The organism is Bradyrhizobium sp. SZCCHNR1051, from assembly GCF_032489615.1.
Classification (GTDB): Bacteria; Pseudomonadota; Alphaproteobacteria; order Rhizobiales; family Xanthobacteraceae; genus Bradyrhizobium.
Map to the genome: position 1 here is coordinate 275,289 of NZ_JAUEYJ010000005.1, position 23,089 is coordinate 298,377.

20 protein-coding genes and 1 pseudogene are annotated in these 23,089 nt (G+C 64.4%); 11 read left to right on the top strand and 10 right to left on the bottom strand.

Features of this window, described 5'->3' with window-relative positions; genetic code table 11:
• Positions 1–59: 59 nt before the first annotated feature.
• The 7 genes from QW868_RS08165 (at position 60) to QW868_RS08195 (ending at position 7,389) form a co-directional block, all read left to right on the top strand.
• On the top strand, positions 60–272 hold the full coding sequence (locus QW868_RS08165) for a hypothetical protein (protein WP_315715064.1): 213 nt from the start codon (positions 60–62) through the stop codon (positions 270–272).
• A gap of 263 nt (positions 273–535) precedes the next feature.
• Complete coding sequence (locus QW868_RS08170) at positions 536–1,051, top strand: hypothetical protein (protein WP_315775768.1); 516 nt, start codon at positions 536–538, stop codon at positions 1,049–1,051.
• Between the two features lie 516 nt (positions 1,052–1,567).
• Positions 1,568–2,557 (top strand): FHA domain-containing protein, encoded by a 990-nt coding sequence (locus QW868_RS08175; protein WP_315784308.1) that lies wholly within the window; start codon positions 1,568–1,570, stop codon positions 2,555–2,557.
• Positions 2,558–2,626: 69 nt separating this feature from the next.
• Entirely contained in the window at positions 2,627–4,627 is a 2,001-nt protein-coding gene (locus QW868_RS08180) for a flagellar biosynthesis protein FlhA (RefSeq protein ID WP_316230310.1), read from the top strand.
• Positions 4,628–4,703: 76 nt separating this feature from the next.
• Complete coding sequence (locus QW868_RS08185; RefSeq protein ID WP_316177761.1) at positions 4,704–5,396, top strand: tetratricopeptide repeat protein; 693 nt, start codon at positions 4,704–4,706, stop codon at positions 5,394–5,396.
• 62 nt (positions 5,397–5,458) lie between these two features.
• Positions 5,459–6,745, top strand: coding sequence for a type II and III secretion system protein family protein (locus QW868_RS08190; RefSeq protein ID WP_316230326.1), 1,287 nt, complete (start codon positions 5,459–5,461; stop codon positions 6,743–6,745).
• 23 nt (positions 6,746–6,768) lie between these two features.
• Entirely contained in the window at positions 6,769–7,389 is a 621-nt protein-coding gene (locus tag QW868_RS08195) for a hypothetical protein (RefSeq protein ID WP_316177765.1), read from the top strand.
• Between the two features lie 288 nt (positions 7,390–7,677).
• Here QW868_RS08195 and QW868_RS08200 read toward each other — a convergent pair.
• Positions 7,678–8,099: pseudogene (locus tag QW868_RS08200) on the bottom strand (tyrosine-type recombinase/integrase); the annotation flags it as partial.
• Positions 8,100–8,315: 216 nt separating this feature from the next.
• Here QW868_RS08200 and QW868_RS08205 point away from each other — a divergent pair.
• On the top strand, positions 8,316–8,990 hold the full coding sequence (locus QW868_RS08205; protein WP_316177767.1) for a hypothetical protein: 675 nt from the start codon (positions 8,316–8,318) through the stop codon (positions 8,988–8,990).
• Between the two features lie 13 nt (positions 8,991–9,003).
• Here QW868_RS08205 and QW868_RS08210 read toward each other — a convergent pair whose 3' ends face one another.
• The 4 genes from QW868_RS08210 to QW868_RS08225 form a co-directional block, all read right to left on the bottom strand.
• Entirely contained in the window at positions 9,004–10,200 is a 1,197-nt protein-coding gene (locus QW868_RS08210; RefSeq protein WP_316177769.1) for an acyl-CoA dehydrogenase family protein, read from the bottom strand.
• Between the two features lie 105 nt (positions 10,201–10,305).
• Positions 10,306–11,319 carry a formamidase gene (locus tag QW868_RS08215; RefSeq protein WP_315735457.1) on the bottom strand — a complete coding sequence of 338 codons (1,014 nt, stop codon included), beginning with the start codon at positions 11,317–11,319 and terminating at the stop codon, positions 10,306–10,308.
• A gap of 133 nt (positions 11,320–11,452) precedes the next feature.
• Positions 11,453–12,016 carry a TetR/AcrR family transcriptional regulator gene (locus tag QW868_RS08220; protein WP_316177771.1) on the bottom strand — a complete coding sequence of 188 codons (564 nt, stop codon included), beginning with the start codon at positions 12,014–12,016 and terminating at the stop codon, positions 11,453–11,455.
• A gap of 13 nt (positions 12,017–12,029) precedes the next feature.
• Positions 12,030–12,491 (bottom strand): nuclear transport factor 2 family protein, encoded by a 462-nt coding sequence (locus QW868_RS08225; protein WP_315756784.1) that lies wholly within the window; start codon positions 12,489–12,491, stop codon positions 12,030–12,032.
• 275 nt (positions 12,492–12,766) lie between these two features.
• Here QW868_RS08225 and QW868_RS08230 point away from each other — a divergent pair, with 275 nt between their 5' ends.
• On the top strand, positions 12,767–14,356 hold the full coding sequence (locus tag QW868_RS08230; RefSeq protein WP_316177773.1) for an ATP-binding protein: 1,590 nt from the start codon (positions 12,767–12,769) through the stop codon (positions 14,354–14,356).
• An 89-nt stretch (positions 14,357–14,445) separates the two neighbouring features.
• Positions 14,446–15,006 carry a hypothetical protein gene (locus tag QW868_RS08235; RefSeq protein ID WP_315775777.1) on the top strand — a complete coding sequence of 187 codons (561 nt, stop codon included), beginning with the start codon at positions 14,446–14,448 and terminating at the stop codon, positions 15,004–15,006.
• 27 nt (positions 15,007–15,033) lie between these two features.
• On the opposite strand, the gene QW868_RS08240 is transcribed toward QW868_RS08235, so the two are convergent.
• Positions 15,034–16,395, bottom strand: coding sequence for a UDP-N-acetylglucosamine-peptide N-acetylglucosaminyltransferase (locus QW868_RS08240; RefSeq protein ID WP_316230311.1), 1,362 nt, complete (start codon positions 16,393–16,395; stop codon positions 15,034–15,036).
• A 153-nt stretch (positions 16,396–16,548) separates the two neighbouring features.
• A complete protein-coding gene (locus tag QW868_RS08245; RefSeq protein WP_315775779.1) occupies positions 16,549–16,812 on the bottom strand; it encodes a hypothetical protein in 264 nt (87 codons plus the stop codon).
• 331 nt (positions 16,813–17,143) lie between these two features.
• Here QW868_RS08245 and QW868_RS08250 point away from each other — a divergent pair, with 331 nt between their 5' ends.
• The gene (locus QW868_RS08250) at positions 17,144–17,965 is read left to right on the top strand and encodes a porin family protein (RefSeq protein WP_315773282.1); all 822 of its coding nucleotides are present in this window, start codon (positions 17,144–17,146) and stop codon (positions 17,963–17,965) included.
• An 80-nt stretch (positions 17,966–18,045) separates the two neighbouring features.
• Here QW868_RS08250 and QW868_RS08255 read toward each other — a convergent pair whose 3' ends face one another.
• Genes QW868_RS08255 through QW868_RS08265 form a run of 3 tightly spaced genes read right to left on the bottom strand, consistent with a single transcriptional unit; the run spans position 18,046 to position 23,030 of the window.
• A complete protein-coding gene (locus QW868_RS08255) occupies positions 18,046–19,170 on the bottom strand; it encodes an ABC transporter permease (RefSeq protein WP_316230312.1) in 1,125 nt (374 codons plus the stop codon).
• A gap of 3 nt (positions 19,171–19,173) precedes the next feature.
• Positions 19,174–21,933 (bottom strand): ribosome-associated ATPase/putative transporter RbbA, encoded by a 2,760-nt coding sequence (gene rbbA, locus QW868_RS08260; RefSeq protein WP_316230313.1) that lies wholly within the window; start codon positions 21,931–21,933, stop codon positions 19,174–19,176.
• Positions 21,930–23,030 (bottom strand): HlyD family secretion protein, encoded by a 1,101-nt coding sequence (locus QW868_RS08265; protein WP_316158643.1) that lies wholly within the window; start codon positions 23,028–23,030, stop codon positions 21,930–21,932. Before QW868_RS08265 ends, rbbA begins: the two co-directional genes overlap by 4 nt.
• Positions 23,031–23,089: the final 59 nt, after the last annotated feature.

Genomic DNA, 23,089 nt, shown 5'->3' on the forward strand with positions numbered 1-23,089 from the left:
CAAATCAACGGGTTCGCAAGTCCTGCCAGATCGACCGGACGGATCAAAGGAGTGTCAGAATGGCCGTAGAAGCATCGAGCATGACGACCGCGACGGCAAGCGCCCCGAGCAGCAGCGAGGCAGTCTCGGCTGAGGATCAAGCAAAGTTCGAGGAGGCGTTTCTCAGCGCAATGCCGCAGGCGGCCGCGTTCATGCTCATGACTGTTGCTCAGGACGGCATTCAGGAGATGGCATCCGTCGGCGACGAGAATAGTGCAACCCCGGATCCGTGACGGAGCATGCCGACCGACGCCTCGTTATGCCCTTTGCTCAGAACAAGACAGATAAGACATCGGATCGCAAACAAGGAGAGAGTTGCATGTCTAGGGTCAGCTCCCACGCATCATCCTCACGTGAAGCTCACACCGGTCACATGATGGGTCCGCACGGACACGCGTCGTCCTGGCCCGGCTTTGCAGGATTTCAGCCCACGTCCGGCGGGTCGTCAGCTCATCCGGCTCATCGCTGTGATGCGGGGGATTGGTGGCCGTCGTCGATGCCGCCCGCCTCGCAGCAGCAAGATCCGCGGACGTCTTCCATAGCATCGGACGTTCTTGGATTGGTCGCGGACGCAAAGACACCTGCAGACAAGGCGGCTCTGATCTCGGCGGCCATCAGCATCCTGAGGGGCGGACCGGGCCAGTGCGACGCGCGGAACAACGGCCGCGTTGCCAAGATCCTTGGTGACCTGACCCATCAGATCACGAATTCCACTGGGCCCAGCGATCCCGCCAAAGGTCAGCTGCTCGACGGGATCGCGAAGATCCTGAAGCAACTCGTGTCCGGCCCATCCCATCAACCCGGCGCGAACAGCTCGATACTCAAGACGCTGAATCAGCTCGTCAGCCAAGTCTCCGAGGCAAAGGGCCTTGACCAGGCGACGAAGAACAACATCCTCGACAAGCTTTCCTCGATCATTCTGCAACTCGCGGATTCAAGCTCGGGATCGCCATGCGACCGCTCCGCGGGACACCTCTCGGCCGACAACCATATCACCGACAGAGCTGAGTAAAGCAACGCGGCCTCATTCTCGCAACGCGACGAGGGCGATGAGACCAGGACGTTGAAGGAAGCGCGAGAGGCGCACCTCGCAAGGTGCGCCTCGGGACGGGATCCAAGCCGCCGCTTCAGCCGAGAGGTGATCAGCGTGGACAACGCTAACGATCACTTCCCGGCTGGAGGGCATTCCCCGACAGCCCAATCCTCAACGCAACACAAACATAGAGAGATAAAGCGATGTCCCATTCAACAGGCTCCGTTTCTTCGACGACGTCATCGAACTCGAGCATCGATAGCGCGATCGCGAAGATGAAGAGTGCCTTCGACGAAGCGATCAAGACGAATGCCGAGATCACGACCAAGAAGACGCACTGGGGATCGATCGAGACGGTCGCGCAGCAGCGCCCGAACGTCGGCTGATCCAGCGATCGCCCTCGGACAGCTACCAACCGCTTACGGCACGGGGCGTTCGTCGTACCGAGCGCTCCGCTGCCAACATGGCTGCTAGGTCCTGATGGAGAGGCAGAGAATGCCGGCATCACCGTCCCCATTCGAACTCACGATCCGATCGGGCCTTCATGCCGGCGTCCGGCAAGAACTCGACGCCGGGACCTATCTGGTGGGTCACTCGATGGACGCCGATGTCGTTCTCATGGATGACTGTCTGGCTCCTTTGCATGCGCGGTTCGCGCTAGAGGCGGACTGTTGCGAAATCGAAGGCACCGCAGATAATGTTCTGCTGAACGGCACCCTGCTCGGTGCCGGAGAAGCACGGATCAGTCGTTATCCGGCCGATGTCGTTCTGAATGGAATTCAGCTCCGCTGCACCCGCAAGCGCAGAACGACCCGCTATACCTTCTTGAGGTATGGACTCGGCACCGCCGCGATCCTGGTCTGTCTAGCCCTGCTTCTGCAGGGATTTCCCGCTGGTGCGGACAAGGTGCCCGGCGATGGCGGCTATGCCACAGCTGAGCGGCTGAGATCCCCGCGCTGCGACTCCGACTGTTCGACGAAATATCCGAGCAGGCACGCGCCCAATTCGCCCGCCCCCACCCTTACCCCCGCATTACTGCCCGGCCAAGACAGAACGGGACGGGCCGGCGCGGAGCCCGGCGCGCCGGTGGCGGATTTGAACGGCGCGGCGGACGCGCTGCGCCAGCGATTGCTGACTGCAGGCCTCACGACCGTCGAGATTGTCAGCGACTCAAACGCCATCACGGCGAGAGGAAACATTGAACCCGCGGCGTTAGGCAAGTGGCGCGACATTGAGCGATGGTTCGACGGCACGTTCGGCATTGCCATCGTGTTGACGAGCCAGGTTGAGGCGAAATCTGTAAAGCGTAGCGCCCCTTTGACCGTTCAGGCGATTTGGGCCGGAAATGGGCCGTATGTCATTGATGGACGCGGTCAGAAACTGTTCGCAGGCGCCGTTATCAGCGAAGGGTGGATCGTCGATCGAATCGAACAAGACCGGGTCGTATTGCGTCGCGGCGCAGACCTGCTCGCCGTGAGCTTGTAAGACCATGCCGCTCTGCGTTTCGATCAATGTGACGAAGGTTTCGATCCCGCTCGGATGGAACCGCAGACTATGACGGCCATTGTCGAGAGCTTGACCCGCTGGTCGAACGACAAGCGCGAGCTTCTCGTCGTCCTCCTGATCGTCACCACGATCATGGCGATGATCCTGCCGATTCCGACGGCGCTCGTCGACGTCATGGTGTCCGTCAACATCGGCGCGTCGATTCTGTTGCTGATGGTGGCGTTCTACTTGAACGCCGCGGTCGAATTCTCCGCACTTCCGGCAATCATTCTCATATCCACGGTGTTCCGGCTCTCGATTTCCATCACCATTACGCGCCTAGTGCTCAGCCAGGCCGATGCCGGATCCATCGTTCAGACCTTTGGCGAGTTCGTCGTTTCCAGCAACGTCGTGGTTGGGCTCGTGGTGTTCCTGATCATCACGATCGTCCAGTTCGTCGTCATCACCAAAGGATCTGAACGGGTCGCCGAAGTTGCTGCCCGATTCACGCTCGATGCGCTGCCAGGTAAGCAGATGAGCATCGATGCCGACCTTCGCAACGGCGACATCAACCAGGCCGAGGCCCGGCGTCGCCGACGCCGGCTGGAGCGCGAGAGCCAGCTCTACGGAGCGATGGACGGCGCCATGAAGTTCGTCAAAGGTGATGCGATCGCCGGTCTCATTATCATCGCCGTCAACCTCGTTGGCGGCATCGTTGTCGGCACCGTGCAGCACAGGCTGCGCATCAGCGAAGCGATCCAGCTCTACTCGTTGTTGACGATCGGCGACGGCCTGGTCTCCCAAGTCCCGGCGCTGTTCGTGTCGATGGCGGCGGGAACGGTGGTGACCCGGGTTGCGACAGAAGCGCCGAGCAATCTTGGTTCCGAGATCATGGAGCAGATCACGTCGCAGCCGCAATCCCTGCAACTGGCCGGTCTCATGATGCTCGGGCTGGCGTTCGTACCGGGTTTTCCGGCGCCGATTTTCCTTTTTATGGCCACCGTGTTCGGCGGCTCCGGCGTTGCGATGCTCTTGGCTCGGCGGCGCGCACAACGAACCTCCGGCACGGCGCAACGGTCCGACCCGTCAGAGCCCGCGAGAAGTTCGCGGATCGCTATCCCGGTGGCTAAGTCTGCACCGATCATGATCCTCGCGGAAGCCGCCTTGTGCGATGAACTGCGGAGAGCCGGTATTCATGATCGGATCAGGCGGACACGACAGGACGTGGCAGACTGGCTCGGATGCGCCTGTCCAGGGGCGGCAGTCGACGAAAGCAGCGCCCTGGCGCCCGGTCATTTCAGGATCGAGCTGCATGGCGTGCCTCTTCTGCTCTCGTCAGGTGAACTGGATCAGCCGGCAACCCGAACGGCGGGGGGACCGGCCATCTCCGCAGTCGATGCCGAGCTGCGGCGCGTTCTTGTCCGCTATGCGCCGGAGTTCCTCGGCATACAGGAGACCAAGCGCCTGCTCAACCAGTTAGAGGCTGACTACGCCGACTTGGTGCGCGAGGCCTTGCGTGTGGTCCCTACACAGCGCATCACCGATGTCCTTCGCCGGCTGCTCGACGAGCGGGTCTCCATCCGCAATCTGCGGCTGATTCTTGAGACGCTGGCCGAGTGGGGAATGCGGGAGCAGAGCAGCGTCATGCTGGTCGAGCACGTGCGGCTGGCGCTGCGCCGGCAGATCTGCTTCGAAAGCTCAGGCTTTGATCGGACCTTGCGCTGCTTCGTGCTTGATCGACGGACAGAGGAAGCGATCCGAACGGCCGTGCACGCCCTCGATGAAAACGCTCAGACGTCTCTCGATCCTGCCGTCAGCACGCGCCTGCTTGATGCGTTGACCCGGCAGCTTGCCGACGTCGATCACCTTGCCGCATCGCCGAGTATTGTACTGGCCTCCGCCGACCTGCGCCGGGTGGTCTGGACACTGCTTGCGCCGTCCGGTCTCAATGTGGTCGTGCTCTCCTATCAGGAAATCTCAAAGGACTTTCGGGTCGAGCCGATCGCCGTCCTTGGATTGGATGAATCACGCGAGCAGACTGAACCTTCCCCGATCCCGGCGATGCAATGAACCAGTCAACCCGCGACGACACCTGCGAGGTTTCGAGACCTGAACTATAAGACAGTGCAATATCCGTAGGAAGTACATGCGTAGCTCTGAAGGCCGGGAAACCGCGTTCAACAACCATCTGAAACCAAGTGCCGGTGTTTGCAGGCGAATGGCGCTGGCTGGCAGCATCGCCGGTCTGCTCTGCGCCTGTTCGTCGCTGAGCCCAGACATTGGCGGACCGGTGCCGACGCCCGCGACCGCACGCGCCTCGGTCGAGGGTCGCAATCTCCCGGCCTCCACGGCAGCCGCAGAAGCTCCCGCCAACCAAGTCGCCGGGATGGAAGACAAGGACAATCGAATCAGAAAAGCGCGAAGCGAGCTCGCCAGACATCAGGCCGAGCCCGCCCTGGCAATCTTTACCAGCGTGCTCGCCTCGGACCCCGAGAACATTCCGGCGCTCAACGGCCTCGGAGTGGCTCTCGACATGCTCGGCCGCCATGACGAAGCTCAGACAGCCTATCGTCAGGTGCTCGCAATCGCTCCCGCCGACATGATCGCAAGCAACAATCTGGGCCTGTCGCTTACCTTGACGGGCCGGTACGCCGACGCGATGACGGTTCTGCGGCCGATCGCGCTCGGTGAGAGCGCCTCGCCTCGTGCACGCCAGAACCTCGTGATCGCTATGGCGCTGAGCGGAGATCGCGATGGCGCCGCCAAGCTTGCGCGGGTCGACCTTCGGGAAGAGGACGTGAGGCTCAATCTCGAGATGCTCTCGGCGATGCGGCGCTGACGATGGGACCGTTTCGAATTTCGCCATCCGCCTGGCTGACCTCGATCGTGGTGATCCTTATGATGCTGGTTCATTGCGCGCCGGCATCATCCAACGCGCGGCAACAGGTGCGGATCTACGCGTCTCAGGGCGAGATGCTGACCTTGCCCCGTCCGGCTTCCAAGGTCTTCGTCGCCGAGCCGGCTGTTGCGGACGTCCAGGTCGCGGCCGCCAACCGCGTCTTCGTTTTCGGCAAAAAGCCCGGCCATACGACGCTCTTCGCGCTCGACGATTCCGGCGCGACCGTCGCGACGTTCCGGATTGCGATTGCCTATGACGAGAGTGATCTACGGCAGCTGCTGCGAGCTCAATTCGCAGACCTCGACGTCAGGCTGTCGCGGACGCCGCGCGGCGCGGTGCTGAGCGGGCTGGTGCCCAACGCCGACATCGCCGAGAAGGTTCGCTCCACCTGCGCGCAGTTCCTCGGCGAGGACGAGGTGCTGCTCAATCAGTTGAAGATCGGCGGGAGCACGCAGGTGAACCTGCGGGTCCGTATTGCCGAAGTCTCGCGCAACGCGGTGAAGCAACTCGGCGTCAACTGGGAGGCCGCAGGCTCGGCCGGTGGCTTCAGCTTTGGGCTCTCGTCGGCCGCCTCAGGGAGGATCAATACGCCGGCAAATGGCAGCTACAGCGTGACTGCCATCGTGGATGCGCTCGCTCAGGAGGGACTGGTTTCAATCCTGGCAGAACCGACGCTCACCGCTGTTTCGGGTCAGAAGGCGAACTTCCTGGCAGGCGGCGAATTTCCGATCCCCGTCGCCCAAGGGCTGGACCGCATCTCGATCGACTTTCGTCGCTACGGCGTGGGACTGGAGTTCACACCGACGGTGCTCTCCGATCGTCTGGTCAACCTGCAGGTCAAGCCCGAGGTCAGCGAGCTCTCGAACGAAGGCGCCCTGATCATGAACGGCGCCCGCGTCCCGAGCCTGATTACCCGGCGGGCGGAGACCACAGTCGAGCTCGGCAGCGGGGAGAGCTTCGTAATCGCCGGACTACTGCAGAACAAGTTCAACACCGGCCTGGACATGTTGCCGGGGCTGGGCGACCTGCCGGTACTGGGGGCTCTGTTCAGGTCGACACAGTTCCGGAAGAACGAATCCGAACTAATCATCATCGTCACGCCGACAATCGTTCGCCCGATCAGCGAATCGGCACGCATACCGGTCCCGACCGACTTCGTCGGGCCGCCTTCCGAGCTTGAGCGCATCATATTCGGCCGTCTTGGAACGACCCGCCCCGGGGCAGGCCCGATCGAGGTGCCGGTGCCGGGCCGGAGATTGCGTGGCGATGCCGGCTTCCTGATCGAATGACGGTCCTCCAAGGAGCGATAAACATGGCACCGATCAGAAGCGGCCTCGCCATCGCCCTCGCGGTGCTGGCTGCAGGCTGCGCTGTGGACCGGACGGCACCGCCACCGCAGCTCGCAGGTGAGACCGTTCATTACGTCTACGATGTACCTGCAGGACGCTGTTCTACGGCGAGTTCCGGCGTCGAACACTTCGTGGCCGCGACGGCGAATGGCCGCCCTGAAAGCGTCCGTGCCTGGATCGAAGGACCGCCGGGGCCATGCACGGCGGCGATCGAGCATTCCATCATCCGAGCCGGCGTGGATCGCTCCCACGTCAGGCACGACGTTGCCTCGGCAATGCACCACGCGACGCGTGTTCACATCGATCGCCTTCTCATCAGCTCCGTTCGCTGCCATCTGTCGGATGGCTTCAATCGCGGTATCTTCGCCGACAATGCTGCCGATCCGGCCCTCGGCTGCAGCACGGCTGCGGCCTTTGGCGGCATGGTTGCGGATCCGGAGGATCTTCAAGCCGGAAAAGGACGCAACCGCGCGGAAGGGGAACCGGCCACCCGCGCGGTCTCGAATTTGCGCGGGGAGCAACCAACCCGTGCCGAACCAACCGGCGAGGACCACCCGCAGACCACGGCTCATCCCGCGCAATGATTGTTCAAGCCGGAGAGCTCAGCCGTCGCCATTCCGACCTGAGAGACCTCAGCGTCGCACGTTGCTCAAGGATAAAGCGGAGGAGATGGTGCCGTTGATCAGCAGATTTCTTGATCGCAAGCCCTCGGAGAGCTCAAATATTTTCCTGCGAAAGAGGTCGGGGGCGAAGTATCCAGAGCAGGTACGCCTCCGACTTCCACGTGAAGACGCGGTCGGGTTCGAGGCAGCGGATCTCGACGTCGCAGCGTCTCGGCGTGCTGGCTCAGCTACCAAGTTGTACGTGTTGGATTACGCGGCTAAGTCGCTATCTCCCTCGGTCTCTTCGAGTTCACCGCACGAAGAAGCCCTCTGTAGGAAGCGGACGAGAGCGGCTTTCGAGAACTTCGGTCCAAAGCACGCGCCGTTTGGTTAAAATCCGTTCCGTCAAGGAGGCCTTGAATGTAGCCAGAGATTGTGTCTGCCGCGATGGTGAGCGCCGTATCAAGCATATGGATGTACTTGCTGGTCACCGAACCTTTGGCATGCCCCACGAGCGCAGCGATGGTTACCTCGGTAAAGCCGAGGTCGTTGGCGATACTCGCGAAGCTATGACGTAGAACGTGCGGGGTGATGTCCCATAGCGGGGAGTGTTCAAAGATGGGCTTCCATCGATTTGGGAAGCTGCCGAACGCATTGTCATCGCCTTGCCCCGGGAGCACGTATGTGCAGGAAGTATCTTTTCACTGGCGCGAGCATTCTGATCGTCGCGTGCCACCATCGCAGCAGCCCTAGGGCGGCATGAAGATGTGCCGCGTCGAACCATCTCGATCTTCACGGCCTGGAGCAGCGGCGATGGCGCAACGTTGCGCTCAGAACCATAGCGCAGACTCCAGTACGCGCGGCGAGAGGTTGATCGGCGCGCCGCAGTCCTGCAAGAAAGCGACACGATGACGAATTCGCCCTTGATCCTGCCGGACGCTGCCGAGGGACGCTGGCTCCTGGTCGTGGTCGGTCGTCTCGATGGAACGTCGCTGCCCCCCAAAGGACTCTTTTGCGAGCCTGTCCGCGGCTACATCGACGACATCGGCTTTTGCAGCGTCCTGGATCGGGCTTTGACGCAGCGACCGCCGCGCTACGACATCGTCCCTTACGATCACATGTGTTCGGACCGCTCCTTCTTTTTTCGGCCGGACGAGAGCGGCAGCTCACTGGGCAGCGTCGAGGTGAAGGAGGCACTGGTCTACGATCAGTACATGCGAGGCGACATCGACTTCACGGGCTTCAGGGTGACCATCTCGCTACGAGAGCAGGCCTACCAAGCCTATCTGAGTCATGTCGGCTTGATGCGGCAACCTGAGCTGCGCGATCGCGAGTCCTGGGATGGCCGCCTTCTCTTCCGCATCCCCTCGCGTCCTTTCGCGTTTCCCATGCCGCGCGGAAACTCCGATCCGTGGACGTTCGGAAAACGGGTGGTCGACCCATTGCAGGTGATCGCTCGCTTCGCCTTCGACGAGATCGAAATCCAACTGCTGCGTGACGACCGAGGCCGCCGCGTGACCATGGGCGAGGCTGCGTGCGACGGAGATCCCGGCTGGCAGGCGCCCTTGCGTCTGCGGGCCTGACGCGCAGCGCGCCTCAGCCGCGCACCACGCCGGCCCGCGCCTTCAGGAACTCGCGCGCGACGATCAGCTTCTGCACTTCGGTCGCGCCTTCGTAGATGCGCAGCGCGCGGATCTCGCGGTAGAGGCTCTCCACGATCTCGCCCTTGCGGACGCCGCGGCCGCCGAACATCTGCAAGGCGCGGTCGATGACGCGCTGGGCGGTCTCGGTGGCGGCGAGCTTGGCCATCGCCGCCTCGCGCGTGGTCGGCAGCTTCTGCACGTCGCGGCGCCAGGCCGCGCGGTAGGTCAGCAGCGCCGCGGCATCGGTCTCGGTCGCCATGTCGCCGAATGCGGCCTGCGTCATCTGCAGGTCGGCCAGCGCGCCGCCGAAGATCTGCCGGCTCGAGGCATGCGCCTGCGCCTCGTCGAGGGCGCGGCGACCGAAGCCGAGGGCCGCAGCCGCCACCGAGGCACGGAAGATGTCGAGCGTCTGCATCGCCAGCTTGAAGCCGCCGCCGGGCGCGCCGAGCCGGCGGCTGGCCGGGATGCGGCAATTCTGCAGGCGGAGCGTCGCCAGGGGATGCGGTGCGATCACCTCGATGCGCTCGGCGACGGAGAAACCGGGATCATCTGGAAACACGACGAAGGCGGAGATGCCGCGCGCGCCCGGCGCCTCGGCGGTGCGGGCGAACAGCGTGTAGACGTCGGCGATCCCGCCATTGGAGATCCAGGTTTTCTCGCCATCGAGCACGTAAGTATCGCCGTCCAGCCGCGCCGCGCAGGCCATCGCGGCGACGTCGGAGCCCGCCTCCTTCTCGGACAGCGCGAAGGCCGCGAGCCATTCGCCGGAGCGCACCTTGGGCAGCACGCTGGCACGCAGCTCCGGCGAGCCGCCGAGCGCGATCGCGCCGGAGCCGAGGCCCTGCATGGCGAAGGCGAAATCGGCGAGGCCGTCGGCATAAGCGAGGGTTTCGCGCGACAGGCAGATCGCGCGCGAGTCGATCGCGCCGGCATCCGCATCGGGCGCCACGACGGCGCTGTCGAGCAAGCCTGCGGCACCAAGCGCGCGCACGATCTTGCGGCAGGCGGTGTCGACGTCGCCGTGATCGACGTCGTCGAGGACGCCGGAGCCGACGAAGCGGTCGAGCTGGTCGCAAAGGGCGCGGTGACGCGGCTCGAAGAACGGCCAGTCGAGCCAGTCGCGGGGGATCACCTTCGCCGATGCACTCATGATGGACCTGTCCGCCAGATTATTTTAAGTATAAAATAATTGGCAATCGATCGGCTTGTCAAGGTTCCGGCAGCGTCATCCGCGACCCGCCGCGTCCGGTGCGCTTCACTCCGCCGCCTTGCCGAGCTTGCCGAACACGCGCGTCGGCGCCGGGAAGCCGCAGGACGTGCCGTCGGTGATCTTGACCTGATCCTCCCACGGCAATCGATAGGTGCCGGCGACCATGTCGTGCATGAAGGTGTAAGGGCAGTCCATCGCGCCGCCTTTCACCGCGACATAGCCGCGGTGCCAGAGCTGATAGATGTTGTTCTCGACGCCCCAGTTGATGCGGGCCTCGCGCACGAGATCGGGGCGCACCTCGGCGGTGATGATCTCGTCGGGCCGCCCCGTCGTGCCGTGCGCGAGAATGCTGCCGTCGAAATTGACGATCATGCCCTCGCCCATGGAATCGAACGAGCCATCGGAGCCGCACATGCAGACATTGGCGGTGACCATCAGGTTCTGGAACGCGTTGGCCTGGTTGGTGAAGCGCCAGCTGTCGCGGATCGGCGCGGTGTAGCCGGCGGTGCGGATCATGATCTCGGCGCCCTTGTAGGCGCATTCCCGCGCCATCTCCGGGAACATGCCGTCATGGCAGATGATGAGTGCGATCTTGGCGCCACGCGGTCCCTCGATCACGGGGATGCCGAGATCGCCGGGCTCCCATGGCTCGACCGGAATCCACGGATGGAGCTTGCGGTAATACAGCTTGATGTCGCCGTGGTCGTCGATGATCAGACCCGAATTGTAGGGGTTGCCGTCGGGGTTGTGCTCCATGATGGAGAAGCAGCCCCAGATCCTGTTGTCGATGCAGGCCTGCCTGAAGGCTGCGACCTCAGGCCCGTCGCGCCGGCACATGATCTCCGGATTGGTGTCCATCGACAGGCCGTGCAGCGAGTACTCGGGGAAGACGACGAGATCCATGGTGCCGAGATTGCGCCGGGCCTTGCCGACCATCCAGACGATCTTCTCGGTCTGCCGCGCGAGGTCCTCTTTGGTCGCGACCACGGGAAGCTGAAGCTGCACCAGCCCGATGACCACGCCGTTGTCGGATTTGTTGAGACCACCTAAGCCGTTCATGCCGGACCTCCCAGAATGTCGCCGCTGCGCGAGACGTTGCCCAAGACAACCACGATTTCACGAGAGTCGCGCGCCGATATTTCAGCCCGCCATTTGCCGCTTGCGGAGGCAGACGCCGCCGGCGTTTCGGGAGTCAGATGACAGATGATCGTTGCAGGCGCGCTTGGAACCGCGTCAGCGCGCGGCCGAAAACGGCCGCATCACCGGTCGCGCGCGCCAGCACCAGTGCGCCCTGGATGCCGAGCACCACCTCCTCGGCGCTATCGGCGGCCCGCGCCGCCGGCCAGCCGCCGCGGACCAGCGCCTCGCGCAAGGCCTCGATCCAGCGCGTGAAGTAGCTGGCGATGGCGGCCGCGAAACGATCCCGCGTCTCGTCGAGCGCAAACGCCCCGACGAGGCAGACGCGGCGGCCGGAGCGGAAATAGCCGTCGACGCCGCGCCACATCCGCGGGATCGACTGCTCCGGCGGATCATCGCGCAGCGGCGCATAGATCTCGCGCTCGAACCAGGCGTCGACATGCGCCAGCACCGCGCGCCCCATCTCGTCCTTCCCGCCTGGAAAGAAGTGATAGAGGCTGCCTTTGCCCAGTCCCGTCGTCTCGGTGATCCGGCTGAGCGAGGTGCCCTCGAAGCCGAACTCGCGGAACACCTCGGCGATCAGCGGGATGACGTCAGCGCGCTCGTTGAGCGTCCGCATGGCTCTGCCTGCTTCAAAGTCCCAATTCGGTCAGGCCGGGATGATCGTCCGGCCGGCGCCCGAGAGGCCAGTGGAATTTGCGATCGTCCGCCTTGATCGGCAGGTCATTGATGCAGGCGTAGCGGCGCTGCATCAGCCCCTGCGCATCGAACTCCCAGTTCTCATTGCCATAGGAGCGAAACCAGTTGCCGCTGTCGTCGTGCCACTCATAGGCGAAGCGCACCGCGATCCGGTCGTCGCTGTGGGCCCAGATCTCCTTGATCAGGCGGTAGTCGAGCTCCTTGGCCCATTTGCGGGTGAGGAAGGCGACGATCTCGGCACGGCCGGTGATGAACTCGGCGCGATTCCGCCACCGGCTGTCGGGCGTGTAGACCAGCGACACGCGCTCGGGGTCGCGGCTGTTCCAGCCATCCTCGGCCATGCGCACCTTCTGGGTCGCGGTCTGCAGCGTAAACGGCGGGGCGAGAGTGCTCACGGGACATCTCCTTGTGTACCAACTCGCATACTCTGTACCGATTGGTACAGATCGTCAAGCCGCTTATATCGAACGGAGCGCCCGACACAAGCTCGGCCGTACGCAATCCGCGTCAACGCGCGAAGCCTATGCCTGCGGTGCCCCTCTACCGAATGCGCGCGCCGCGACAGTCAGAACCCTTGTGTGCTCAGCGGAAATTCGATGTTCTGCTAAGGGAACCGACCGCGCCGCGGGGGCGACACGGTCCGCCGGCTACACTTTTGAGGATATCGGACATGTCGATGCTCACGCCGCACGGCGAGTGCCTGCTGTGGACACCTGAGCTGATCTGGGTGAACACGGTGTCCGACATCCTCATCTCGTTCGCCTTCTTCACCATCGCGTTCGTGCTCGCCTTCATCGTCTATCGCCGCCGCGACTTTCAGTTCAGCTACATCTTCTGGGCCTTCGCGCTGTGGGTGTCCGTGTGCGGGATGACACGCCTCATCGAGGTGCTCACGATCTGGGTTCCGGCCTACAGCCTGGAGGCGGCCACCAAGGGCTTCCTGGCCTTCATGTCGATCGGCATCGCCTCGGCGCTGCTGCTGATGCTGCCGCGGGTGCTGACGATGCCGTCCCGCGCCGAGCTGCGTAACGCCTATGCGCAGCTCGAGGAGGAGACGCGGCAGCGGCGCACCGCCGAAGCCATGGTCAAGCGCTTCCAGGAGATCGAGGCCACCGAGGCGCAGGTGCGGCAGGCACAGAAGATGGAAGCGATCGGTCAGCTCACCGGCGGCGTCGCCCACGACTTCAACAACATCCTGACCGTGATCACCGGCACCATCGAGATCCTGGCCGACGCGGTGAAGGACCGTCCGCAGCTGGTGCAGATCACCAGCCTGATCAACTCGGCGGCGGCGCGCGGCGCCGATCTGACGAAGCACCTCCTGGCCTTCGCCCGGCGCCAGCCGCTGCAGCCGCGCAGCGTCGACATCAACGGCATGGTGGTCGACACCGCCCGCCTGCTGCGCCGGACGCTCGGCGAGCAGATCGAGATCGAATCCATGCTGGCGCACGATTCGGCGCCGGCCATGATCGACCCCAGCCAGCTGTCGACCGCGATCCTGAACCTCGCGCTCAACGCGCGCGATGCCATGCCGGACGGCGGCAAGCTGACCCTGGAAACCAAGAACGTCCTGCTCGACGCCGCCTATGCGCGCATGAACCCGGAGGTGATCCCCGGCAATTACGTGATGATCGCGGTCAGCGACACCGGGGAGGGCATCCCCGCCAACCTGCTCGACAAGGTGTTCGAGCCGTTCTTCACCACCAAGGATGTCGGCAAGGGCGTCGGCCTCGGGCTGAGCATGGTCTACGGCTTCGTCAAGCAGTCCAACGGACACATCAAGATCTACAGCGAGCCGGGGCACGGCACCTCGGTCAAGCTGTACCTGCCGCAGGCCAATACCGATGCGGATGCGGCACTATCAACCGTCAGCGCCGAGGGCATGGAGCGCGGCGACGAGACGATCCTGATCGTCGAGGACGATTCGCTGGTGCGCGAATATGTCATCGCCCAGATCAAGCGGCTCGGCTACACCACGCTCGCGGCCAGCAAGGCCGACGAGGCGCTCGCCCTGATCGATAGTCCGGTCCGCATCGACCTTTTGTTCACCGACATCATCATGCCCGGCGGCATGAACGGCCGCCAGCTCGCGATCGAGGCGCTGAAGCGGCGTCCCAGCCTCAAGGTGCTGTACACGTCCGGCTATACGGAGAACGCGATCGTTCACCACGGCCGCCTCGATGCCGGCCTGCTGCTGCTCACCAAGCCGTATCAGAGCGCCGATCTCGCACGCATGCTGCGGACCGCACTGAACTCTTGACCGTGCGATGCGCGACGCATGATCCGGCTTGCGGGCACGCGCGTTTCCGGGCGGTGATGCGCACCTTCTTGCGGAGCTGAGGGACTTGAATGGCCGAGATGTTTTCACGCGGGCTGGCCGCCGTGCAGGCCTATGCGTCGGCCGATGACCCGCAGTCCGACATCGCCGCCAAGGTCGCGTTGGTCATCGTCTCCAACCAGCCGTTCTATCCGCTCTATCTCCATGCCACCGTGGGCACGGCGGCGTGGCCGGCCTGGCTGACGCTGCTCACGGCGCCATTGTTCGCCAGCGCGCCTATGCTCGCGCGGCGCAATCCGTTCGCCGGCCGCGCCCTGATGGTCCTGACCGGCACGGTCAACACGGTGTTCTCCGTCAAGCTGTTCGGCGTGCAGAGCGGCGTCGAGCTGTTCTTGCTGCCTTGCGCCCTGCTCGGCGCGCTGCTGTTCCGGCCAGCGGAACGCCTGATGTCGTTGCCTTTGTTGGGACTGCCATTCGTGTCCTATCTGCTGATCGATCCCCGCCTTGGCGAGCCGCTGATGAAGGTCGCCGACTCCAATTTCGCGTCGCTCGTCGCGATCAACGCGACCAGCGTCGGCGCGCTGACGGCCCTGATCGGGATCCTCGCTGCCGCACGCATGGCGGCGCAGTAAGGCGCAGCAAGCCCACCTCGTCCCTGCTCAAGACTTCGACGCCCAGATCGGCCCTGGCGCGCCGCCGCTGCGGCGGCGGTGCCACATCTGGTCGTAGAGATCCTGCAGCGACCGGGCATAGGCGGCAGCGTCGAACAGCGGCGCGGCCAGCCGGTTGCGCCAGAGCCTGGCCTTGGCCGCCTGCAGCAGATCCGGCTCGGCGGCGAGCGTCAGCGCCACCGCCAGATAGTCGGCCTCGTCCGATGCAATGAGCTCGGGACATCCGACCGCATGTAACAGGCTGCCGGCGACCCGCGAGGCAAACGTGTGCCCGGCGCAGCTCACGATCGGCACGCCAGCCCACAGCGCGTCGCTCGCCGTGGTGTGGGCGCCATAGGGCGCGGTGTCGAGCACGAGATCGGCGAGCTGGAGCCGGCGCAGATGCTCGCCTTGCGTCGCTTCCGGCGCGAACACCAGGCGACCGGGCGCCACGCCGCGCCGAAGCGCCTCGCCGCGCAGATTGCCCTCGGCCCGATCGGACGCCAGCAGCCACAGCACGCTGTCCGGCGTCGCGTCGAGCAGGCGGCACCACAGGTCGAACACCGCGGGCGTGAACTTGTAGGCCTGGTTGAAGCAGCAGAACACGATGCCGGCGTCCGGCAGGCCGACCTCCGCACGGGTCGGCGCCGGGCCCAGTGCTGCCCGGCCGTGCGGCTGGTACGAATGCGGCATGTAGGCAAAACTCTCCGAATAATCGGCCGCAACGGCCAGCGGTGTCATGAACGGATCGGTGATCATGTAGTCGCAGATGCCGCCGCCCAGCGTCCCGGGATAGCCGAGGAAATTCACTTGGACCGGCGCCGGATGCAGCATCAGGATTCCGGTCCGAGCACCGCGCGTATAGCCCTTGAGGTCGACCAGAATATCGATCTGCGCGGCATGCACCGCGGCTGCGGCGGCGCTGTCGTTCAGCGCGGTCACGTCATGGAAGCCGTCGAAGACGGCGTGCAGCCGGCCCCGCATGGCGCCGCGATCGTCGGCGCCGAATGAGAAGGCGTGCAGCTCGCAGCGATCGCGGTCATGCGCCTCGAGCGCTTCGATCAGCAGATGCGCCGTGGCGTGGTCGTGGAAGTCGTTTGAAAGGTATCCGACACGAAGCTTGTCGCGGAATGTCAGATCGAAGCGAAAATCCAGCCGCGCCCGCTCAGCGCCGCTGGCGGCGATCCGGTCGCGGGTCCACAACTCGGAGCAAAGGCGATGCTCGCCGGCGCTCATGCCGGGCACCGAGAGCAGCAGGAATGGCGGAATCTGCCCCGATCGCGCCTGCGCCAGCGACAGCCGGGCATCGGTCGACGACCGGGCGAAATCATCCCAGGCACACATGCCGCGGTCGCGCCCGAGCGATCTCATTCAGGTCCATCCATGGCGGAGGCTGAAATCAGACCCAGCAAGTCCTGCGCCAGACCCCGGTCGGCAGATGATATGGAGACGCGCTGTGACAACTCCCTCGCTGTAGCTCGGGCGCCGATCGCGCCGCGGGAATGACGCGCTGTGTCCGAAGAACTACGCGGCCGCCATCTGCCGGTGCGACGGCCGATAGGAGGCCCCGTGATGGCTCATATTGTAGTTGATGTTCGCCGGCGGTTGCGACGGCGCCTGGCGAGCGACGAAATAATCCTCGAGCTCGGCGACCGCACGGCTTTCCCATTCGGCGGCCTGCATCAGCAGCGAGTCGCGCTGATGCGGGCGAAATGCCGCGGTCTGGCGGTACAAGGAGGCGATGGTCCGATAGCGCCTTACGTTCTCGAGAACCGCTTCCCCGTTCATGATGCACTCCCCTCTCCGTCCTCCAGGACGCGCCGAAGGTGCACGTGCGCGCTTTGCGAAATCGTTAGCGGGCGGGACAGCGTGTCCGGATGGTTGGCGAATCGTTGCCTAACGCACTGCGGCGGATTGTCCGGTTCGTGGAAAGAGGTCGGTATCAGTTGACCGCCCATCCGGATTTACAATGACTTAAGGTTAAGACCATACGCGCAGAAAGTGACGCCGTCACAGACACCTACGATCACGAGTGTTGTAGTTGGACTACAGCCTAACAGGCCAAATTGTGAGAAAAGCTTGTCTCAATGTTGCACATTTTAATTGAGGATTGTGACCGATGAAGACCCTTGCCTCAGCCGTCTCTTTGCTCCTCGCCAGCTCGCTCGGCGCATTCGCCGCGGATCTGCCGGCCCGCTACACCAAGGCTCCTCCCCCGGCCGTGATCTACAATTGGACCGGCTTCTACTTCGGCGGCAGCGTAGGCTACGGCTGGGGCCGGTCGAACTTGAACACGACGCTGGACCAGACCAGCAGCTGGGCGGTCGAAGGCGCCGCCTTCCAGAATCAGTTCGTCAACATCAGCAACAACCGGCTCAATCCAGCCGGCGTGCTCGGCGGTCTGCAGGCCGGCTACAACTGGCAGAGCGGTGCCGGCGTCTTCGGCATCGAGGCCGACATCAACGGATCGGACCTCAACAAACGGACGGTCTACACGGCGGCCAACCCGCCCACGACCCGCACCTTCAACGAGAGCATCCGGAACGACTGGTTCATGACCCTGCGCGGCCGCGCCGGCTACGCGGTCGATACAACGCTGTTCTACGTCACCGGCGGTCTCGCCGTCGGCAACGTCAAGGGCAGCTGGGATCTGACTTCGGCGAACGGCTACACCAAGACCGCCTCGGCCAACGAGACGCGGGTCGGCTGGACGGTCGGCGCCGGTGTCGAGCATGCGTTTGCGCCGAACTGGACCGTCAAGGCAGAGTATCTCTACACCGACCTCGGCAGCATCAACTACACTTCGGCCTACGTCCCGGGCAGCACCTTCGCCCCGCCCGGCTCGAACTACGTCGAGCGCCTGTCCCAGGACTTCTCATTCCACACGGTCCGGGTCGGCGTGAACTACAAGTTTGGTGGCCCGGTGGCCGCGCGCTACTGATCGCCGTCATCCATAGCGACGCCATTCAAGGAAAAGCCTCGGCCCAGTGCCGAGGCTTTTTTGTTGGGGTCGAGGGCAGGTCAGGCCGCCGCGATCGCCGCCCGGAAGCGCCGCAAGGTCAGCGCCAGGACCACGGCGCCGATGGCGGCGACTGCAGCGAATTGCGGCCACACCACATCGATGCCGGCGCCGCGATAGAGGATCGACTGGGCGAACGACACGAAATGCGTCGACGGCGACGCCTTCATGATCGTGGCGAGCCACACCGGCTGGCTTTCCACTGGCGTCATCCCGCCCGACAACAGGTTCATCGGCACGGCGACGAGGATATAGAGCAGGCCCAGCTGGGGCATCGATCGCGCGATGGTGCCGAGAAACAACCCGACGGCGGTCGCGAAGAACAGATAGAGCACGGTGCCCACCATGAACAGCGGGATCGAGCCCATGATGGGCACGTGCAGATACCACCGCACGACGGCATAGAGCGCGGTGGCGACGGCGACCGCGATCACCAGCGCGTTGGCCCAGATCTTCGACATCGCGATCTCGAATGGCGACAGCGGCATGACCAGCAGATGATCCATGGTGCCATGCTCGCGCTCGCGCACCAGCGCCGCGCCGGCCAGGATGATCGCAAGCATGGTGACGCTGTTGATGATGCCCATCACGCCTTCGAACCAGGCGGTCGTGACATTGGGATTGAACGCGATCCGCGTCACCAGATTGACCGGGGAGGGCGAGGATGTCTCGGATCGGGCCACGAACCAGGCGACCTCGGTGTTGATGATCTGCAGCGCATAGCCGGATCCGATTCCCGCCTGGATCATCGCGGTCGCATCGACGTTCAGCTGCACCGACGGCCTCCGCCCGGCAAGGACGTCGCGCTGGAAGTTCGGCGGGATGTCGAGCACGAACGTGAAGCGGCCGCTGTTCATGAGCCGCTCCACCTCGCCCTGGCTGATGTAGACAGGCGGCTGGAAGTAAGGCAGCTGGAATACGCTGGCGATCCGACGCGACAGCTCGGAGCTGTCCTCATCGACGACGGCGATCGAGGCGCGATGCAGCTCCTGCGAGCTGCTCTGCGCCTGGCTGATCACCGCCACCGTGAACGAATAGATCACGAGCCCGATCAGCACGACGTCGCCGAACAGGCTGCGCAGCTCCTTGGTTCCGAGCCAGAACACGTTGGAGAGCGAGCGCATCATGGCTCACGCCTCCTGCTTTGGCAGCATCACCAGGCTGAACCCGGTCAGGACGGGAATGAAGATCAAAAGGATCAGGATGTCGGCGCCGACATCGGCAAAGCCCAGCCCCTTGGTGAAGGTGCCGACCGCGATCGGGCGGTAGTACGTCATCGGGAAGACCATGCCGATCAGCTTGGCCACACCGGACAGCGACGACACCGGGACCAGCATGCCCGAGAACTGCGTGGCGGGCAGCACGGTGAGGATGGCGGTCCCGAACAGAGCCGCAATCTGGGTGCGGCAGAAGGTCGAGATCAGCATGCCGAAGCCGGTGGTGGTGACGACATAGACGAACGTACCGACCATCAGCGGCAGAAGGGCCCCCTTGAGGGGCACGCGGAACAGGACCGTCGCCATCACATACATCAGCACGAAGTTCACCAGCGCGACGGCGATGTAAGGCAGCTGCTTGCCGAGCAGGAATTCGAGCCGCGTCACCGGCGTGACATAGAGATTGGTGATCGACCCCAGCTCCTTTTCGCGCACGACCGCGAGCGCCATCAGGATGGCCGGAAACAGCGCGAGCAGCAGAGCGATCGTGCTTGGGGCCATCGCGTAGATGCTGTCGAAGGATTGGTTGTACTTGAACCTGATCTCGACATTGACCGACGAGGCCGGCAACGGCTGCGTCGTCTTGACGGCGGGATCGGAGAGATAGAGCTGATGCGTGCCCTCGAGATATCCGCGAATGGTTTCGGCGCGGAACGGCATCGCGCCGTCGATCCAGGCCGACACGAAGGCCGGCCGGCCGCGCTTGATATCGACACCGAAGTTCGGCGGGATTTCGATCGAGGCCTTGATGTCGCCGCTCTTCATCCGCCGTTCGAGCTCGGCATAGTCCGCGAGCGGTGGCCTTTCGACGAAATAGCGCGAGCCTCTGAGCTCCGACAGATAGGCACGGCTCTCCGGCGACTGATCGCGATCGAGCGCGGCGAAGGTCAGGTTGTTGACGTCCGTGGAGATGCCGAAGCCGATCACGATCATCAGGAACGCCGTTCCGAACAGCGCGAACATCAGCCGGATCGGGTCCCGGATCAGCTCGAGACCTTCGCGGATCGTATAGGCGAGCAGCCGCCGCAGACTGAAGGCGGCCTGCCCCCGGTCGTCCTGCGGCCGATCGACGAGACGCGGATCGGGCTTCGCCTGGGTCAGCGTGACCGGCGGATCGGCGACGCCGGCATCCTGCTCGAGGAAGGCGATGAACGCCTGCTCCAGCGTCTGCGCGCCCTTGGCGCGGATCAGCCCGTCCGGCGTATCGGTCGCCAGCACCCGCCCCTCATGCATCAGCGACAGCCGGTCGCACCGCGCCGCCTCGTTCATGAAATGCGTGGAGACGAAGATCGTCATCTCATCCTGACGCGAAAGTTCGATCAGCAGGCGCCAGAACTGATTGCGCGCGACCGGATCGACGCCCGACGTCGGCTCGTCCAGGATCAGCAGATCGGGTCCGTGGACGATCGCCACCGCGAGCGACAGGCGCTGGCGGATGCCGAGCGGAAGATCGGCCGCGAGGCTGTCGATATGGTCGGTGAGGTCGCAGCGCTCGACCAGTTCGGCAATCCGCTTCCCGGCAGCGGCCAGCGGCAGATGGAACAGCCGCGCATGCAGCACCAGGTTCTGCCGCACCGTGAGCTCGCCATAGAGCGAGAAGGCCTGTGACATGTAGCCAACGCGGCTGCGCGATTCATGATTGCCGGCCTCCATGGAGCGGCCGAAGATCAGCGCCTCTCCTTCGGTGGGCGGCAGCAGCCCCGTCAGCATCTTCATCGTCGTGGTCTTGCCGCAGCCGTTCGAGCCGACGAAGCCGAAGATCTCGCCCTTGCGGATCTGGAAATTCACGCGGTCGACCGCGGTGAAATCGCCGAAGCGGCAGGTCAGGTCGCGCGCGACGATCACGGTCTCTTGGCTGCCGTCGAGCTCGGACTTCGCCGGCATCTCGGCCCGGTCGCGCGCCGGGCGGTCGGGCAGCAGCGCGACGAACGCGTCCTCGATCGACGCCGCCTTGGTCTGCGCCTTGAGCTCCGCCGGCGTGCCGGTCGCGAGGATGCGCCCGTCGTTCATCGCGATCAGCCAGTCGAAACGCTCGGCCTCCTCCATATAGGCGGTCGCGACGATGACGCTCATGTCCGCCGTGCTGCGCGCGCGCAGGCGGTCGATCAGGTCCCAGAATTGCCGGCGCGACAGCGGATCGACGCCGGTGGTCGGCTCGTCAAGGATGAGAAGATCGGGATCATGGATCAGCGAGCAGCACAGGCCGAGCTTCTGCTTCATGCCGCCGGACAGCTTTTTCGCCGGCCGGTCGGCGAAATCGGACAGCGCCGTCGCTTCCATCAGCTCGGCGATGCGCCACTCGCGCTCGGACCTCGACTGGCCGAACAGCCGGGCAAAGAACGCGATGTTCTCGCGCACGCTGAGATCGGGATAGAGATTCTTGCCGAGGCCCTGCGGCATGTAGGCGATCCGCGGACACACCTGGGTGCGGGCGCGCCGGTCCGCCATGTCGACGCCGAGCACGCGCGCCGGCCCGCCCTGGATCGCGCGCGCGCCGGCCAGGATCGACAGCAGCGACGACTTGCCGACGCCATCGGGACCGATGAGCCCGACAACGCGGCCGGTGGGAATATCGATCGAGACATCGTCGAGCGCGACGACGTCTCGATAGCGCTGCGAGACGTTCCTGACGATCGCGACCGGAGGCGCATCGCCGATCGTGTCAGCCGTCATGGCGACACTTGCAGACGCGCCGGCCATGCGACGTCCGGATTCCACCGGACATACGCCACGCCCGGCAACCCGCTCCTCACGGCATCGGCGTGCGCGGCCAATCTGTCCTGATCGACGCGCACACGGATGCGAAACATCAGCTTGTCGCGCTCGCTCCGGGTCTCGACCGTCTTCGGCGTGAACTGCGCCTGGCTCGCCACGAACGACACTTTCGCCGGGATCGGACGATCCGGATAGGCGTCGAGCACGATGCGCGCCTCGGTGCCGATCTTGACCTTGCCGACCTCCTCGGTCGGCAGGAACACGTCCATGTAGACATAACCGATGTCGAGCATGGTGAAGATCTTGCCTCCGACGGCGAGGACTTCGCCGACATTGGCGAGACGATATTGAATGCGGCCGGGCTTCGGCGCGATCAGGGAGTTGTCGGCGATCTGGACGGTGTAGAGCGCGACGTCGTGACGAACCGCTTCGAGCCCGCGTTCGGCTTCGAAAATTCGCGCCTGCGCGCCGGCGAGGCCGGCGGTGGCATTGTCGAGCGCCTGCTGACGCTGATCGGCCAGCTCGCGTGTGGTCCAGCCGTTCTGCAGCAGGCTGCGCGTGCGCTCCATCTCCTGCTCGGCGAGCGTCTTGTGCGCCTGCAATTGCGCGAGATTGGCGCGGGCCTGATCGACGACGTGCTGCGCCTGCTCGGCCTGGGCCTGCGCCTTCGACAGCGACTGCTGCAGCTCCTTCGTGTCCATCCGCGCCACGATCTGCCCGGCCTCGACGCGATCACCGATATCGGCGCGCAGCTCGGCGACGCGCCCGGCAAATTTGGTCGCGATGTCGATCTGGTCAGCCTCGATGCGACCGTTGCTGACGCTGATGCCGAGCGGCAGCGGCGGATGCAGCCGCTGCCACCAGACATAACCGCCACCGCCGGCGACTCCGCCAGCGAGCACGAGCAGCAGAAGCGGCCACAACGCCCACCTGCGCCGCGGCTGATGGGACACGGGAACAGGCACCGCCGACGCGGGAACGACAGCGCCGGGCTCAGCACGCACGTCCTGAACGGGCCGGATGTCGCTGACGAGCTCGGATTCCTGCTGATTCATTCCAAAAACGCCTTCGTCGCTGAAGCAGGCGTTCCGTTTGCCATACGCACGCAGAAATC

Coding starts and splice junctions, on each gene's coding strand:
- QW868_RS08220 (WP_316177771.1), bottom strand. CDS start 12,016: ATGCGGACGCTCAACGAGCGCGCTGACGTCATCCCGCTGATCGCCGAG.
- QW868_RS08245 (WP_315775779.1), bottom strand. CDS start 16,812: ATGAACGGGGAAGCGGTTCTCGAGAACGTAAGGCGCTATCGGACCATC.
- QW868_RS08180 (WP_316230310.1), top strand. CDS start 2,627: ATGACGGCCATTGTCGAGAGCTTGACCCGCTGGTCGAACGACAAGCGC.
- QW868_RS08195 (WP_316177765.1), top strand. CDS start 6,769: ATGGCACCGATCAGAAGCGGCCTCGCCATCGCCCTCGCGGTGCTGGCT.
- QW868_RS08185 (WP_316177761.1), top strand. CDS start 4,704: ATGCGTAGCTCTGAAGGCCGGGAAACCGCGTTCAACAACCATCTGAAA.
- QW868_RS08215 (WP_315735457.1), bottom strand. CDS start 11,319: ATGAACGGCTTAGGTGGTCTCAACAAATCCGACAACGGCGTGGTCATC.
- QW868_RS08265 (WP_316158643.1), bottom strand. CDS start 23,030: ATGAATCAGCAGGAATCCGAGCTCGTCAGCGACATCCGGCCCGTTCAG.
- QW868_RS08165 (WP_315715064.1), top strand. CDS start 60: ATGGCCGTAGAAGCATCGAGCATGACGACCGCGACGGCAAGCGCCCCG.
- QW868_RS08190 (WP_316230326.1), top strand. CDS start 5,459: ATGCTGGTTCATTGCGCGCCGGCATCATCCAACGCGCGGCAACAGGTG.
- QW868_RS08255 (WP_316230312.1), bottom strand. CDS start 19,170: ATGATGCGCTCGCTCTCCAACGTGTTCTGGCTCGGAACCAAGGAGCTG.
- QW868_RS08235 (WP_315775777.1), top strand. CDS start 14,446: ATGGCCGAGATGTTTTCACGCGGGCTGGCCGCCGTGCAGGCCTATGCG.
- QW868_RS08210 (WP_316177769.1), bottom strand. CDS start 10,200: ATGAGTGCATCGGCGAAGGTGATCCCCCGCGACTGGCTCGACTGGCCG.
- QW868_RS08175 (WP_315784308.1), top strand. CDS start 1,568: ATGCCGGCATCACCGTCCCCATTCGAACTCACGATCCGATCGGGCCTT.
- QW868_RS08250 (WP_315773282.1), top strand. CDS start 17,144: ATGAAGACCCTTGCCTCAGCCGTCTCTTTGCTCCTCGCCAGCTCGCTC.
- QW868_RS08170 (WP_315775768.1), top strand. CDS start 536: ATGCCGCCCGCCTCGCAGCAGCAAGATCCGCGGACGTCTTCCATAGCA.
- QW868_RS08230 (WP_316177773.1), top strand. CDS start 12,767: ATGTCGATGCTCACGCCGCACGGCGAGTGCCTGCTGTGGACACCTGAG.
- rbbA (WP_316230313.1), bottom strand. CDS start 21,933: ATGACGGCTGACACGATCGGCGATGCGCCTCCGGTCGCGATCGTCAGG.
- QW868_RS08205 (WP_316177767.1), top strand. CDS start 8,316: ATGACGAATTCGCCCTTGATCCTGCCGGACGCTGCCGAGGGACGCTGG.
- QW868_RS08240 (WP_316230311.1), bottom strand. CDS start 16,395: ATGAGATCGCTCGGGCGCGACCGCGGCATGTGTGCCTGGGATGATTTC.